Origin of the sequence: Gilvirhabdus luticola (assembly GCF_040117515.1) — a bacterium.
GTDB lineage: Bacteria > Bacteroidota > Bacteroidia > Flavobacteriales > Flavobacteriaceae > Gilvirhabdus > Gilvirhabdus luticola.
Map to the genome: position 1 here is coordinate 1 of NZ_JBEEEN010000005.1, position 17,616 is coordinate 17,616.

At 36.8% G+C, this 17,616-nt stretch carries 4 protein-coding genes; all 4 read left to right on the plus strand.

From position 1 onward, the window contains the following. The first annotated feature begins 30 nt into the window (after positions 1 to 30). The 4 genes from AAFP94_RS09435 (at position 31) to AAFP94_RS09450 (ending at position 17,604) form a co-directional block, all read left to right on the plus strand. Positions 31 to 10,347: a LamG-like jellyroll fold domain-containing protein gene (locus AAFP94_RS09435; RefSeq protein ID WP_316662394.1), complete on the plus strand. Its 10,317-nt coding sequence runs from the start codon at positions 31 to 33 to the stop codon at positions 10,345 to 10,347. A gap of 175 nt (positions 10,348 to 10,522) precedes the next feature. Then, entirely contained in the window at positions 10,523 to 11,338 is an 816-nt protein-coding gene (locus AAFP94_RS09440; RefSeq protein WP_316662395.1) for a hypothetical protein, read from the plus strand. Between the two features lie 185 nt (positions 11,339 to 11,523). Further along, positions 11,524 to 15,057 carry a PQQ-dependent sugar dehydrogenase gene (locus tag AAFP94_RS09445; RefSeq protein ID WP_316662396.1) on the plus strand — a complete coding sequence of 1,178 codons (3,534 nt, stop codon included), beginning with the start codon at positions 11,524 to 11,526 and terminating at the stop codon, positions 15,055 to 15,057. Between the two features lie 195 nt (positions 15,058 to 15,252). Then, positions 15,253 to 17,604 carry a PQQ-dependent sugar dehydrogenase gene (locus tag AAFP94_RS09450; RefSeq protein WP_316662397.1) on the plus strand — a complete coding sequence of 784 codons (2,352 nt, stop codon included), beginning with the start codon at positions 15,253 to 15,255 and terminating at the stop codon, positions 17,602 to 17,604. Positions 17,605 to 17,616: the final 12 nt, after the last annotated feature.

Consider the following 17,616-nt stretch of genomic DNA (forward strand, 5'->3'; position numbering starts at 1 on the left):
ACATTCCCAATTACAACTCAAGGTACAACTGTGGTGACTTGGACCTTTGATGATGGAAATGGGAACTCTATAAATGTCAATCAAAATGTGATTATTGATGATACAACACCACCCAATGCTGTATGTCAAGATATTAATGTTGCTTTAGATCCTTCAACAGGTTTAGCAAGTATTACAGCAGCTCAAATTGACGACGGTTCAAGTGATAACTGCGGAACAACAAACTTAAGTTTAGATATAGAAGATTTCGATTGTAATGATATTGGTACAAATACGGTAACTTTAACCGTTGATGATGGCAATGGAAATTCTGTTTCTTGTACTGCGACGGTTACCGTGATCGATGCAAGTACTTCAGCCTCTGTTTCCATTCTTTCTAACCCAAGTGATCCAAGCAACTTTTGTGATTCTGCTCCGGTAACTTTTACCGCTACACCTGGAGGAACATATGGTACTCCTTCATATCAATGGCAGATTAATGGTATTGACGAACCAGGTGAAACCAATTCAACCTTTACTACTAGTACTTTGGCCAATGCAGATACGGTTACTGTAGTTATGACCTCTAATTTATTTGCGTGTGGTGTTGTTAGCAATTCTATAACCGTTACAGTCAATCCAACCGTTACTCCATCAGTTGCAATTCAATCTACGAATTCCGCAATATGTCCGGGAGAATCGGTTACGTTTTCAACAGTTGGTGCATCTACCTTGAATATGGGACTAAATCCAACGTATGCTTGGTATCTGAATGAGACTCCTGGTGTAACGTTAGTAGGAACCAACCCAACATATACAACAACAACTTTGAATGCTGGTGATGAAGTATATTTAATCATGACTCCTTCGTCGGAGGTACAATGTCCTTCTCCAGCTAATGCTACAAGTAATACTATAACAATTACGGTAAATCCTTTACCATCCTTAAGTACTGTTGATGGTTCTGTTTGTGCAACGAGTCAAACAAGTATCGATTTAAATACTTTGGTGACCACAAATGGTACAACTGTCACTTTTCATACTACTCAAGCAAATGCTGACAATGACACTGGTGCAATTTCTGCAACTGTAAGTCCTGCTTCTGCAACCACATATTATGTGAGAAGTGAATTGGCTACAGGTTGTTATACAACCGATACTATTGATATTACTATTATTCCTTTACCTGCTGTGAATGCAGGAGATGATCAAGCTATTTGTGTTGGAAGTAGTATTGATTTAGCAACTATCACAAATGCTTCAGGAACTAATAGAACCTATCATACAAGTCAAGCTGATGCCGATAATGATTCAAATCCACTGGCATCTTCAACCGTTAGCCCTGCTTCTACTACAACATACTATGTGAGAAGCGAGAATGGAACTACTGGTTGCTATGATACTGATTCAGTTGTTATTACTGTAAACCCGCTACCCAACGTAAATGCCGGAAGTGATCAAACCATTTGCTTTGGCGATTCTGTGACACTTTCTGGAAGTGGAGCTTCAACATATTCTTGGGACAATGGTGTTTCCAATAATGTTCCTTTTTCACCATCAGTAACTACAACATACACTGTTACTGGTACCGACTCCAATGGCTGTCAAAATATAGATACTGTAACAATTACGGTAAATCCATTACCTACTTTAAGTACTATTGATGGTTCTGTTTGTGCAACCAGTCAAACAAGTATCGATTTAAATACTTTGGTGACCACCAACGGTACAACTGTCACTTTTCATACTACTCAAGCAAATGCTGACAATGACACTGGTGCAATTTCTGCAACGGTAAGTCCTGCTTCGGCTACTACATATTATGTGAGAAGTGAATTGGCTACGGGTTGTTTTACAACCAATTCTATTGATATTTCAATTGATACTTTACCTGCTGTGAATGCAGGAGATGATCAAGCTATTTGTGTTGGAAGTAGTATTGATTTAGCAACTATCACAAATGCTTCAGGAACTAATAGAACCTATCATACAAGTCAAGCTGATGCTGATAATGATTCAAATCCGTTGGCATCTTCAACTGTAAGCCCTGCTTCTACTACAACATACTATGTGAGAAGTGAAAATAGCACTACTGGTTGTTACAACACGGATTCAGTTGTTATTACTGTAAATCCAGATGCAACTATAAGTTTAATAACAGGAAACAATAATCAAGATATTTGTGCTAATACTTCTAACTCCTTAACCAATATTCAATATCAAATTGGTGGTGGTGGAACTGGTGCAAATGTTAGTGGTTTACCTGCTGGTGTTTCTGGGTCATATAATTCAGGAACTGGTGTATATACTATAAGTGGTATCGCAACGGTTGCTGCAGGAACATATAACTATACGGTTAATACAACAGGTTGTGGTGGTACAAGTTTAGGTGGAACTATTGAAGTTTATGATAGCATGCCTGCTGCCGTTGGCGTAATAACAGGAAATTCTGGAATTTGTCCTCCAACACCAGAATCTTATTTTATAGCACCTGTAGTTGGTGCCGTAAGCTACAATTGGACAGTTCCATCTGGATATACTATTAGTTCTGGACAAGGTACCACAAATATTACAGTTAATGTATCTAATACTGCTATAGACGGTGACATTACCGTTACCGCGGTTAATCCTTGTGGTTCTACTTCAAATTTTTTAGCTTTAACGGTAGCAGACTTTGCATATGTAAATGCCGGACCTGATCAATATATTTGTGCTTCCTCTACTCAAATTACCTTGCAAGGTGCTATAGATGGAGCAATTACAAAAGCTCGACATTTTGGATGGACTGATAGTCCTAGTGGTGGGACATTTCCGGGAGGAAGTGTAAACAATCAATTAACAGGTAATTATACACTTCCAAGCGGATTAAATCCTGGTGACACGGTAATTTTAACTATTACGGGTCGAAATATTTCTGGAACATGTGCAAATAATCCAGTGACGGATACTATGACCATATATATTGTTGATGATGCCGTAACCATTTCTGGTGGTACTACCATTTGTGAAGGATCTAATACAAACATTCAGTTTAGTGGTCAACCAAATACAACGGTTACATACAATGTTAATGGTGGCGCCTCTCAAACTATTGCTTTAGATGGTTCTGGAAATGCAACTTTAAATACTGGAGCGTTATCAACTACTTCTACATATAATTTAGTCTCTGTTGCCTATACTAGTAACTTATCTTGTACTCAATCCATTTCTGGTTCAACTACTGTTACTGTCAACCCAAACACAATAATTAGTGATCCAGCTAATAAAGATCAAACTATTTGCTTTAATACAGCTATTTCACCAATTGTGTTCAGCATCACTAATGGGACAGGTGCATCAATTACTTCAGGCTCTTTACCTGCAGGAGTATCTGGGGTTTATAGTGCAGGTAATTTTACTATAAGTGGCACGCCTACAGTTACTGGCACATTTAATTATACCGTAACGGCTACAGGAACTTGTGCTCCTGATTCAGAATCAGGCACCATAACAATTAACCCTGAAGCTACAGTAAATGCTGGCTCTGACCAAACTATCTGTTCTACAGATAGTGCGACTATGGCAGCCACTATTGGTGGTGGTGCATCTTCTGGAACTTGGTCTTCCAGTGGTACTGGTTCTTTTAATAACAATTCAACAACTGCTGTTTATTCACCGAGTGGAGCCGACATCTCTGCTGGTTCCATTGTGCTTACTTATACAACAAACGATCCTGCCGGTCCGTGTACTGCTGTGAACGACAGTATGACTTTAACAATTAACCCTGAAGCTACAGTAAATGCTGGCTCTGACCAAACTATCTGTTCTACTGATACTGCAACTATGGCTGCCGCCATTGGTGGTGGTGCATCTTCTGGAACTTGGTCTACAAGTGGTGGTGGTTCATTTAATAACAATTCAACGTCTGCTGTTTATTCACCTAGCCCTGCTGATATCTCTGCGGGATCTGTTGTGCTAACATATACAACAAACGATCCTGCCGGTCCGTGTACGGCTGTGAACGACAGTATGACTTTAACGATCGATCCAGAAGCCACCGTTGATGCTGGAGTCAACCAAACCATTTGCTCCAACAACACTGCAACCATGGCTGCTACAATTGGTGGTGGTGCATCTTCTGGAACTTGGTCCACAAGCGGTACTGGCTCATTCAATAACAATTCAACGACTGCTGTTTATTCACCTAGTCCTGTAGACATCTCTGCTGGATCTGTTGTACTTACTTATACAACCAACGATCCTGCTGGGCCTTGTACCTCTGTGGATGACTCGATGACTTTAACGATCAACCCTGAAGCCACTGTGGATGCTGGAGCCAACCAAACCATTTGCTCCAACACTACTGCAACTATGGCTGCCGATATTAATGGTGGTGCTTCCTCTGCTACGTGGTCAACAAGTGGTACTGGTACATTTAATAACAATTCAACAACTGCTGTTTATTCGCCGAGTCCTGCTGATATCTCTGCTGGATCTGTTGTACTTACTTACACAACAAACGATCCTGCTGGTCCGTGTACGGCTGTGAACGACAGTATGACTTTAACAATTAAAGATCAGGTAGTAATAACAACACAACCTTCCAATGTTGGTGTCTGTGTTACTGAACCTGCAAGTTTTTCAGTAGTAGCAGTGGGAGATGATCTCACGTATCAATGGTACAAATCTCCTGGTGGAGCGGTAAGCAATTCAGCAAATATTTCTGGAGCTACTACTAATGTTTTGAGCTTTAATATGGTTAATTTAAGTGATGCTGGAACTTATTATGTAATTGTAAGTGGCGATAGCTCTTGCTCAAGTGTTCAATCTGCTAATGTCACACTTAATATAAATCAAGTTATCAATATTACTGATCAGCCTGATTCGGCAACGCTTTGTGAAGGAAGTAATGTTACATTTACCGTTGCGGCCACTGGATCGATTGCGAATTACCAATGGCGTAAAAATGGTGTCAACATTGGTGGAGCTTCGGGACCTGCTTACACAAGTTACACTATTAATGGTATTACTTTAGCAGATGCTGGAAATTATGATGTTGTCATTTCAAGTCCTGGAGGAACCTGTTCAAATGCATATTCGGGAATAGCAACATTATCTGTTGATCAGATAACTACTGCTGAAGCAGGTGGTCCTGACTTTGTTTGCCAATCTTCAACTCCTAGCTCTATCACTCTTTCAGGAGCAAGTGTAGGTGGAGGTGCAACGACTGGTGCTTGGTCAATTACCTCTGGTAGAGGTACTTTGAGCAGTTTGGCTCAAACAGCAAATCCTGAAAATGTAACCTATACACCAGCCAATAATTTTACCGGTGTGGTTACTTTAACATTAACTACCAATGCACCTGGTACTTGTCCAGCAAATAGTGATACAAGAACTATAAATGTTGAATTAGCTCCTACGGTTGAAGCAGGTGGCCCAGATGATATTTGCCAGTCTGCAACACCAGGTTCAATTGCATTATCTGGTGCAAGTGTTGGAGGAAGTGCAACAACAGGAGCTTGGTCTATTACTTCTGGTGGTGGAACTTTAAGCAGTACAGCACAAACGGCTAATCCACAAAATGTTACTTATACACCAGCTGTTAATTTTTCAGGGATCGTAACTTTAACATTAACAACCAATGATCCTGCAAATTCATGTTCTGCTATATCAGATACTAGAACAATTAATGTAAGTAATGAAGCTACAGTTGATGCAGGAACAGATCAAACTATATGTGAAACAGGAACGGCTGTTATGGCTGCTACTATTGGTGGTGGTGCATCTTCTGGTACTTGGTCGACAAGTGGTACTGGTTCATTTAATAACAATTCAACGACTGCCATATATACACCTAGTGCAGCCGATGCGATAGCAGGTACTGTAATATTAACGTATACAACTAATGACCCTATTGGTCCTTGCCCTGCTGTATCTGATGACGTAGAAATTACAATAATTCCTGATTTGGGTGATGCGCTTTTAGATGGTTTTGCATGGGATCAAAATATTCCTCGACAAATGGGTCCAATAAGCAGCGAGATCATTGCTTGTCACCAAGGAGATGGAACATTGACATTACATATTGACTCTGCCTATATTCCGTTCATTCAAGGATGGGAATATAATACAGGATCTGGTTTTACAGCAGCTCCTAGTGATGGCGACCCTGACAGTAATATTCTAACTTATGACTTTACAGGTCTTATCGGATTGACAAGCTATCGCGTTGTCTTTTCAACTGGTGGTACTTGTGGCAACGCAGGTTATTCATCTGTAGCCTATGTAAGCGTAATTCCTCCTGATTTAGAACCAGAACCAGTTACTGCCAACCCAACAGAATTCTGTTATGGCGACACCTCAAGCATGTCTGCATCAACTAGTTATGGAGTAGAACAACTTAATCAAGAAGGTGGGTTTGACCAAGGGCAATTAAACACTACTGATCCTAATGGCTGGTTGGTAGATGGTGAATTAGGTAAATTATCCGCTTCTGCGAATAGCGAAAATCCAAACAATTGGTCAGTGACAAATGATGGAAAAACTTTTAACGGCATACTATACGATAATGATGACCCAGGACCTCCGTCAACCAACGAAGGTAAATTTGGAATTGCGAACGGATATTATAATGTTACAGGCGTTGGTGGTCATCCTGTAATATATAATTCAGATGGAGATAGAATAACGACATTAGAAACTCCTATCTTTAGTTTAATGGATTTGCAAAATGCTACTCTAGATTTTAGAGAAGCCTATAATATAACAGGACCACAGGCCGCTTGTTACACAGATGAAACAATGACTACTACAGAACCTGCACCAGCGGCTGAAATCATCATAGAAATTTCATTAGATGGTGGTGTCACTTACACTGAATTTTTAAGACCGACTATTACAGGTCCAGCAGATTCAGGTGCAGGTAGTTATACAGATTTCAATGATGTTTCTCTGGATTTAAGCGATTACTTTGGGCAAACAAATTTAAGAATACGGTTCACTTTAGTAAGAAACTGTACCAGTACATGGGCCATAGATGGAATTACTTTACCAGGTAGTGGTGGTGGCAGCACAGTAATTTGGACGGACCAATGGAGCTCTGTTGTATCTACTAGCAACACTTTTGCATATCAACCTATCACTCCAGGGTATCAAATATATACGGTTACCACTTTAATAAATGGTTGTGCTGGAGGTTCTGAAGATGTGCCTCTTACAGTAGATTATGCTTATGCAGGTGTAGATCAAACGGTATCTGGTGGCTGTGGTGCTCCTGCTCAACTTCATGCTTATGATAATACTAAAAAAGCGCGATTGAACGCACAAGAATTACAGACAAGTGGCAATTGGACGCCAGGTTTGTATACTGTTCCAACTAGTGACGCATTTGATTACGCTGGAACTGGTGCGACTGGAGAATGGAGTATTACTTCTGGTCCTGCGGTCGCAGGTATTCCAGATTGGACGTTAGAAGATCCTGCAAATTATTTCTTCCCTAGTATCTATGATCCTAGAGCAGAATTTGGTGGGCCTAGCGGGCAATATGAATTGACTTGGACGGTTCATGGTATTGGTGGAGATTGTTCCGATAGTGTTATCATTAACTTATCAAGTTGTGCAACATTAGACTTTGATGGTATAGACGATAACGTCACCTTTAGAAATGATTTTGATTTAGATGCAGGCCCTTTTAGTATAGAGATTTGGGTAAAACCAGATCCTACAACTAATTCTGGTGGACCAAACGATGCATTTCAAACTATACTTTCTAAAAGAGATGCTTCCACTTATGTTGATGGTTATGATTTAAGTTTGGTAGGAAATAAAATTTACTTTAATTGGAATAGCGGTTTATCATTTACACATACAAATACTATTAGTACCAATAGATGGTATCACGTTGCTGTGACTTATGATGGCACAACCAACTACAAAATGTATATTGATGGTATTGAACTTGGTTCAGCATCTGGGCCTCCTCCAATAGCGAATAATTTTGAATGCATTATGGGCGCCATGGATCAATCAGCCGGAGGCGGCAATCCTACTCCTTTATACTATTATTCCGGTTGGTTGGATGAATTAAGAATTTGGAATGTCGAGCTATCTGTAAATCAAATTCGTCATATGATGAATCAAGAAATAATAGATAATGGTGGAAATGTACAAGGTGCTGTAATTCCTATTGATATTCCTGGTCCTCCAGCAGCATTAACTTGGGCTAACCTTGATGGTTACTATCGAATGAATCAGGGTACAGATGTTGCCAATGGTTATTTATTAGCAAATGCAGGCACTCGTGATGGTCAAATGCGAAATATTACGACATGGCAATTAGAAAATTCACCATTACCTTATGAAACGGATAATACCGGAAACTGGTACGACACCGCTTCTGATGCTACATCTCCTTGGTTATGGGGTCACACTGTTTGGGATTATCCTAACGCTATTGGAATTGATGGCACGACCCGAATTGATTGGAATATAGTAAGAACATATCACGATGTGGAATCTGATCTCACTTCTACTAGTCCAAGAGATATAACTGTATTAGGCTTACTAGTTGAACCAAATAGTGAATTAACAATTACTGCTCAAGGCACTCAAGATGAAACTAATACAGGTCATGGTCTATGGGTAACTCATTATCTAGATCTTGATGGATCAATAGATTTAATTGGTGAATCTCAACTAGTTCAAAAACGTTATTTTGCTAATCAAGTCAATGAAAGTTTACTTGAAGTAGATAGTGAAGGCTTTTTAGAAAGAGATCAACAAGGAACAGTTAACTTTTATAACTATAACTATTGGGCATCTCCAGTAAGTGGATGGCCTAATACTTCAGCAAACAATGCTGACTATAGTATATTGAGTGTACTTCGGGATGGATCGGATTCAAATAACCCATTACCAATAACTCCTATCACGGGGTCAGTGAATGGAGATATTTTAGAATTAAGTACATATAGTCTTGGTGGAGATGGAATAACACCAATTGGATTGAATGATTATTGGCAGTTTTACTATATTAATCAACCTATTGGCGATTATTATAGCTGGGTTTCAGTTGGGCTCAATGGAATGATACCAGTTGGCAATGGCTACACTATGAAAGGTAGCGGTGTAGGCCAAACCATTGGAACTCCTCTTTTAGGTACCCAAAACTATGTGTTTATAGGAAAACCGCATAATAATACGATAGATACTCAAGTTGGTCCTAACAGAGCTGCAGTTATTGGTAATCCTTACCCTTCAGCTATAGATTCTCGTGAATTTATCCTAGACAATATACCTGGTGGAAATCCAGGGTCTACAGGAAGTACTACAGGAACAATATATTTCTGGGAACATTATACATTAAATAAGACACACATCACTGAACTTTATGAAGGTGGTTATGCTATTCTTAATTTATCTGGAGGGACACCTGCTACTTCACATCCTATTATTAGTCAGCAAGGAGCTCCAACCAAAACACCAGAGTATCATATTCCAGTTGGCCAAGGTTTCTTTGTAAATGGTGCAAGTTCACAAAACTCCACCAATGTCAGATTCAAAAATAGTCAAAGGATTTTTGTGAGAGAAGGTTCAGTCGCTGGTCAAGAAGGTTCAATTTTTGTTCGCGGCACTAATACAAAAGGTGCTTCGGCTCCTCCTCCGCCAGTTGGTTCTGAAGAAGATAAGATAAAACGTGTAAGGCTTAACTTTAAAGCTCCAGATGGTTTTGGAAGACCTTTGTTATTAGCATTTGTGCCTGACAACAAAGCCACGGATGGTTTTGATTATGGTTATGATGCTCCAAACACAGATGACTTCCCTGATGATATGTCCTTCTTGATGGAAGAAGATCCTTATGTCATACAGGGTGTTGGAGATTTTGATGAAACTAAATTGTTCCCATTAGGACTATATTTGGCCAATTCTGGTAAAATAGAAGTTTCGTTAACCGATCTTGAAAATTTTGATAACAACGTTAAAGTTTACATTTATGATTCATATTTAGGTACGTATACCAAAATAAACATTAAGGATTATGAAATAACTTTAGATGCTGCTGATTATCTTGATAGATTCTATTTAGCATTTGCTAATAAAAACTCCTTGAGTATAGAGGATGAAGAAATACTCAAAGTAAATCAGGTTATTGTAAATTATTTAAATGAAACTCAAGAAATATATATAAAATCACCTAATGACATTGAAGTAAGACAGGTGTATCTTATCAATATTGTTGGTCAGACTGTTGGTTCGTGGAATATTACTAACACACCAATGTCTCAAGAATTTACAATACCTGTTAAAAATGTCGCTGATGGAAACTACATTATTAAAGTAGAGAGTACCGCAAGCGAGAGTACTAATAAAAAAGTGATTATTAAGCACTAATCATTTTTACAGAATACTTATAAAAAAAGTGGCTAAAAAAGCCACTTTTTTTATTTTCAATCTTTTAAATTATATGCATTTCATCGAATAATCCTGCATTTAATAGATTTTTACCTGTAAAAAACTTATATTAGCTAACGTTAAATAATTAATTGTCAACACAAAACCCAAATCTATGACAAAAATTACTCAACTTGCTTTTGCTATTATTTTAGTTTTTGGTATTTCAGCATTTACAACAACAAGTAATGCAATCAATAATACCAGTAATAATCAGGCAACACAATCTAGTACGATACAGCGTGTAAGAATAGATTTTACAACACCAACCGGCTATGTAAGACATTTGCTATTGGCATTTACAACTAACAATGCTGCGTCAGATGGTTTTGATTATGGTTATGATGGAATGGTAGCAGATGATTTTCCAGATGATTTGAATTGGATGATCGAAGATGACCGTTATGTTATTCAAGGTGTTGGAGCTTTTGATCAAACGAAGAAATATCCTTTAGGATTGTTTTTAACCAATTCAGGAAATATAGAAATTTCGTTAACCTCTTTAGAGAATTTTAGTAATACCATTGATGTTTTCATTTATGATACAGTGCTTGACACTTATACTCCAATAAATGACTTAAATTTCTCTAAAAACATTAGTAGTGGTGATTATTTAGATAGATTTTACATCGCCTTTCAAGACGACAACCAATCCTATGAAAATGCAGCTTTGTCTATTGAAGAAAGTGAGACTAGGTCAACTATAGTTAATTACTTAAGGAATACAAACATGCTTTACGTTAATACGAATAGCTCTCTAACTATAAAAAAAATTGAGGTGTTTAGTATATTAGGAAAGCAATTGTTTACTCAAAACAATATAAATACAAAAAGTATTAAGATTCCTCTAGAGCACATCAATACTAATTATGGAATCGTATCAGTTACAACCGAAAAAGGTATTCTGTCCAAGAAAGTAGTTCTTAAATAGATAGAAAGATCGTTTATATATCAAAAGTGGCTTGAAATTAAATTTCAAGCCACTTTTCTTTTTAATTGTTATTAAAACGGTTAATAAGTTCTATATTTTCACCAACAAATCTATAAAATTTAGAAACTTTAATACTTAATTTTATATGCTATATAAAAGCCTTTCTAACCAAAAAATAAATGTTTATGTATTTAAATTATCTCTCTAATTTTAAAACCTTTTTTCTCTCATTTACACTACTTTTTTTTATTAACACTCTTGCGGCTCAAGGAACGCTGGAAGTAATTGGTAATAATAATGTTATTTCAAGTGGAGACATTACACCTTCTGTTTTTGACAATACCGATTTTGGTAATGTTGAAGTTGGTTCAACAAAGAACAATACTTTTGTATTGGATAATACGGCTGGTGGAGGAAGTCCAAACAGGAGATTAAATAATATACTTGTTACTTTAACTGGAGATTTAGCTTTTTCGCCTACAAGTTCCAACCTTGGAAGCCTTAAAGGAAATGACATTCCAATAAACCATATCATTTCCTTCAGTCCTACAACTGGTGGTATAAAATTAGCTACTGTAACTATTACTTTTCTTAATGGCACAAATTCTCCTTATACATTTACTGTACAAGGAACAGGCATTGCTCCAGAACCTGAAATAAATATTACAGGTTTAGGTAATAGTATTGCTAATGGGGACAACTCTCCATCTATAAGTGATGATACATCATTTGGTACAGTCTCCGTAGGTTCTTTAACCAACCATATATTTACAATTGAAAACCTTGGTAGCGCAGCTACTAATCTTACCATAAACGATAATGGTTCAGGAATAGCTATTTCTGGTGGCTCTGGATATTTCTCAATTAATTCTGAACCTGCTCTAAATACTATAATTACAGGTGGAAATAGCCTTACTTTTTCAATTGATTATAATCCTTTATCATCCGGAACTCATACGGCAACAATCAGTTTAGATAATAGTGATAGTGATGAAGATCCATATACCTTTAGTATAGAAGGTTCCGCAATTGTTCCCGTGCCAGAAATAGAAGTTCAAGGAAATGGTATTGAAATTGTTAATGGAGATACAACTCCTTCAGCTAGTGATGATACAGACTATGGAGATGTTAATATTGGCTCACAACTTTCTAAAACATTTACTATAAATAATATTGGCACAGACTTATTAAATATTTCAAATATTTCATTATCCAATACAACAGATTTTTCATTTTCAGGAGCTTCATATAGCTCTCCTGTAGCAAATGGATTCAGTACAACATTTACCATTACCTATTCTGCTACTACAAGTGGAATACAGTCGTCAGTGGTTACCATTACAAATGACGATCCTGACGAAAACCCATATACTTTTACAATACAGGGCAACGCAACCAATGTTACTTATACACCAGTAACAAGTGGTCCAGATTGGACAGTTACCAATATTACTTCAGATTTAGAACTATCTAATCCTAATACAATAAAATTTGGTCCTGATGGATATCTGTGGATTACCGAACGCGGTGGTACAGTGGTTAAAATTGATCCCGTTTCAGGAGGTTCTAAAACTGTTATGCTCAATCTTGGTGGTTTGGTTTATCAAACTGCTGGTCAAGATGGTTTAATGGGAATGGCTATTCACCCTGATTTGTATGTGGATTTAAACGCTTCGAATAACTTTGTTTATTTGGCATACACATATAATTCCAGTGGTAGAAAATTAAGAATTGCTCGCTACACTTATAATTCAGCAACAGGTCTTTTGAACAGTGGAAGTGCGACCACAATTCTTGAAGGTTTTGATGCAAGTAACGACCATAACTCTGGTAAATTAATATTTGGTCCAGATATGAAATTATATTACACAGCTGGAGATCAAGGTTCTAATCAATTTGCAAATGCCTGTAACGAGATACGTGCACAATACCTTCCAACTAGTGTAGGTGATTTTTCAGAATACAAAGGAAAAATATTACGTATGAATCTGGATGGTTCTATTCCTTCCGATAATCCTACTCTCGGTGGATTTCAAACACATATTTATTCTTATGGTCACAGAAATCCACAAGGGATTGTTTTTGGATCAAATGGCAGTTTATATTCTTCAGAACATGGGGCCAAAGTTGATGACGAGTTGAATATTATTGTAGCTGGCGGAAATTATGGATGGCCAAATATTGCAGGTTACTATGACAACCAAGCTTATGCATACTGTAATTGGTCAAGTGATCCAAATTGCAATTCTGGAAATTTTAGTGACCATAATTGTCCATCTGCTGTAACACCAATACCTGAATTTGATGCCTCGAATAATGCCCTTGCCGCTATTTTAGAAGAACCTATTGGCACTTATAATAGTACTGTAAGTGTGGATCCTTCAGGAGGGTTTTTAGAATGGCCTACTGTAGCACCATCAAGCATTACGATTTATGAAGCTGGATTAATTCCAGATTGGGGAAGTTCATTGTTAATCCCCACTCTAAAAAGAGGAACTATTTTCAGAGCTAAACTAAATGTGGCTGGAGACGGATTGGAAAGTCAAACGTATGAAGAGTTTCATTCATCAAACGATCGTTACAGAGATGTTGTAGTTGGTCCGGACGGTATAACATTTTATGCTATTACCGATTCAAGTGGTAGTACGTCTGGTCCTTCTGGTACAAACCCTCAATCTTTGGAAAATCCAGGAGTTGTAATGAAGATTCAATACAAATGTTTAGTTGGAGCTTCTTGTGATGATGGTAATGAATGTACTATTAATGATGTATATGATTCATTCTGTGACTGTGCTGGTGACCTTCAACCTGATGCAGATAATGATGGTGTTTGTGACCCTCTTGATCAGTGCCCAGGATTTGATGACACATTAATTGGAACTGCTTGCGATGATGGAGATGACTGTACGATTAATGATATTTACACAGTAGATTGTGACTGTGAAGGAACTTTTACAGATAGTGATGGCGATGGTGTTTGTGATGCAGATGATGTATGCCCAGGTTTTGATGACACAATTGATGTAAATCCGCAAAATGGAATTCCAGATTGTTTAGAAACAGTTTGTGATCCTCAAACAGATGTCTTCGGAACGAATCCATTAACTCATTCTGGTTCTGGTAGCAATAATGCAACATTAGATTTACCAACTGATAGTCAAGATGTTTCATTCACAATTAGTGGTCTTAATCAAGTCATAAATGGTAAGCCTTCCAACCGATTTATAGACTTTGTAAGTGTAACGTATTTAGATGAAAACAGCGTACAACAATCAGCTGGTTCATATAGTGGAGCCAATGTTAGCTCTGCTAATATTGATATAACAGGAATTGTAAATTCTGTTACCGTAAATCTTTCTGATGGGTATGATGGAAATTCTGACGTTACAATGAGTGTGAATTTAGGAGTTGTATCCTATTGCATAAATATTGCAGCAAGAGGTAACAATGTTAAGCAATCAGTTTCCACATTTGGAAAATCTATAAAGATTTATCCTAATCCTGCTTCGTCTCAATTGTTTATTGAGCAAGTCGAAACAAAATCAAATATCGATATTAGCTTATACAATATTACTGGTCAACTTGTTAAAGAGAAAAAAATGACCAGTAAAATAGAAAACCTCAATATTCAGGATCTATCAGAAGGTCTGTATTTATTGAAGTTAACAGATGATAATGGAGGTATTATCAAAATTGATAGATTAATTATAAAACATTGATGTTAATGTTAAAAACGCACTAAAATTTTAGTGCGTTTTTTTGTTTTATAAATAATTGATTTTGAATTAGTTATTTAATTATTATGTATTTCATCCGATTTTTTTGCATTTAATCGGTATTTTATTGTTTTTTATTCTATATTTGACACTGATAATTTTTAAACAATATTAACCCAAATAAAGATTTGACCACTTATGAATAATTTTACGCGATTTTTTATCATTTTACTATCAACTTTTTGCTGGCAAACAAACAATGCTCAACAAATAGACGTATTAGGTAATGGGCAATCCATTGGAGACAATAGTTCCAATAGTCCTCAAATTAATAATTATACAGATTTTCAATCTAGTGCTACCAGAACTTTCACTATAGACAATAGTCAGAATTCTGGCAATACTACTTTAAATGTTTCAGGTATTACGTTATCTAATTCAAGCGATTTCAGCATTACTTCTGATCCAACGCCTATTGGCATTGCAAAAGGAGGACCAAATCCTACATTTGAAATTACATTTAATGCGCTTTCAATAGGTAGCTTTACATCAACAGTCACAGTATTTAGTGATGCAACCAACGATGGTGGCGACGGCTGGGAATTTACTATTAGTGCAGACAATCTACCTGAAATAGAAATTGCAGACGAAGGAGATACAACGGTAAATAATAGTGGGAGTTTTGATTTTGGAACAATTCCACCAAACTCTTCTTCATCAGAAGATTTTTCAATAAAAAATTTAGGACCAGCAGCGACAACTTTAATGCTTTCTGGTTCACCTATTGTAAATATTTCAGGTGATAGTGAGTTTTCTGTAGCGGCTCAACCAAGCTCTAATACTATTACGGGAGGAAACAGTGAAACTTTTACTGTACTTTATAATCCAACAGTTATAGGATCTCATTCAGCAACGATTAGCATAGCTAATGATGATAATGACGAAAACCCTTATACTTTTACGGTTGATGGTATGGCAGACAACATCACTTATACGCCTACAACTAGTGGCCCTGATTGGAACGTGTCCTCAATAAGTAGTGGTATAAATGAAGCTTTTGAAATGATTTATGGGCCAGATGACTATTTATGGATTACTGAAAAAGATGGTTATATAGTTAGAGTTGACCCTGTGAATGGTGGAGCAAAGTCCTATATGTTAGATATAACAAGTTTAGTGACACATGACCATAGTCAAAATGGATTGTTGGGAATGGCCATACATCCTGATTTATATGCAGATGTAACTACTACAACTAACAATTATGTCTATTTAGCATATTCTTACTCGTCAGGTGGCTTAAAAGTACGTATTGCAAGATATACTTATAACTATAATGGTGGAAATGGCTTTTTAGATAGTGGTAGTGCATACACAGTTTTAGAAGACTTTGAAGGTAGTAATACTGGACATAGCGGTGGTAGATTGATAATTGGACCACCAAATGTACCAGTTGCAGATCAGAAATTGTATTATTCTATTGGGGATCAAGAAAAAAACAGAGGTGGAAATGCTTGTAATGAAATCAGATCACAATATCTTCCTACGAGTTCATCAGATTATTCAGACTACGAAGGCAAAATTTTAAGAATGAATTTAGATGGTACAATTCCATCAGATAATCCTACTTTGAATTTAGTTCAAAGTCATGTCTATACTTATGGGCACAGAAATCCACAAGGCTTGGTTTTCGGGTCAGATGGTAAATTGTATTCTTCGGAACATGGTGATAAAACTGATGATGAAATAAATGTTATTCTATCAGGACAAAATTATGGTTGGCCTCTAATTTCGGGTTATAATGACGATTTAGGATATGCTTATTGCAATTGGTCTGCTTACCCAGCAAATTGTGGGTCTTATAATGCAAATAGTTGTCCAGGTCCTTATACTGACGAATCTACGTCATACCCATCTATTTCGACAAATTTTCAAGAACCTGTAGGAACTTATAACAGTACCGTTACCTTAGAACCAACAGGAGGCTATTTAAGCTGGCCAACTGTAGCGCCATCAAGTATTGACATCTATGAAGCAGGTCTAATTCCTGACTGGGATAAATCACTTTTCATACCTACTCTAAAGGGAAATAAGATCTTTAGATCTAAATTAAATGTTTCAGGTGACGCTCTTGAAAGTCAGGTTTATGAAGAGTTTCATTCAGCGAGTGGTACGAGATATAGAGATATTGCTTTTAATCTCGATGGAGTAACCATGTATTGTGTAACCGATGCAGGTAATATTGAAAGATTAGAATTTATTGGTACTACATTAACTAACAGTGATTTTAAGAAAGAAGAATTTGCATTCTCTCTAGTTCCAAACCCTACTTCTAATTCTTTTAAAATTATTACAAAACAGCATGATAGCCAATATATTAGTCGAATTCAACTTGTTGATATACAAGGAAGACTAGTAAAGGAAATATCGGATTTTAACGTGAACAATACCATTAGGGTTAATAACTTAACCAATGGTATGTATTTTGTTCAATTATTCAATGATAAAAACCAAAATATTGCCATTAAAAAATTGATCATAAAACATTAAATTTTCTTAAAC

What these genes read in the sequence shown, in the direction of transcription:
- AAFP94_RS09440 (WP_316662395.1), top strand. Translation starts at nt 10,523, where the DNA reads ATGACAAAAATTACTCAACTTGCTTTTGCTATTATTTTAGTTTTTGGT.
- AAFP94_RS09445 (WP_316662396.1), top strand. Translation starts at nt 11,524, where the DNA reads ATGTATTTAAATTATCTCTCTAATTTTAAAACCTTTTTTCTCTCATTT.
- AAFP94_RS09450 (WP_316662397.1), top strand. Translation starts at nt 15,253, where the DNA reads ATGAATAATTTTACGCGATTTTTTATCATTTTACTATCAACTTTTTGC.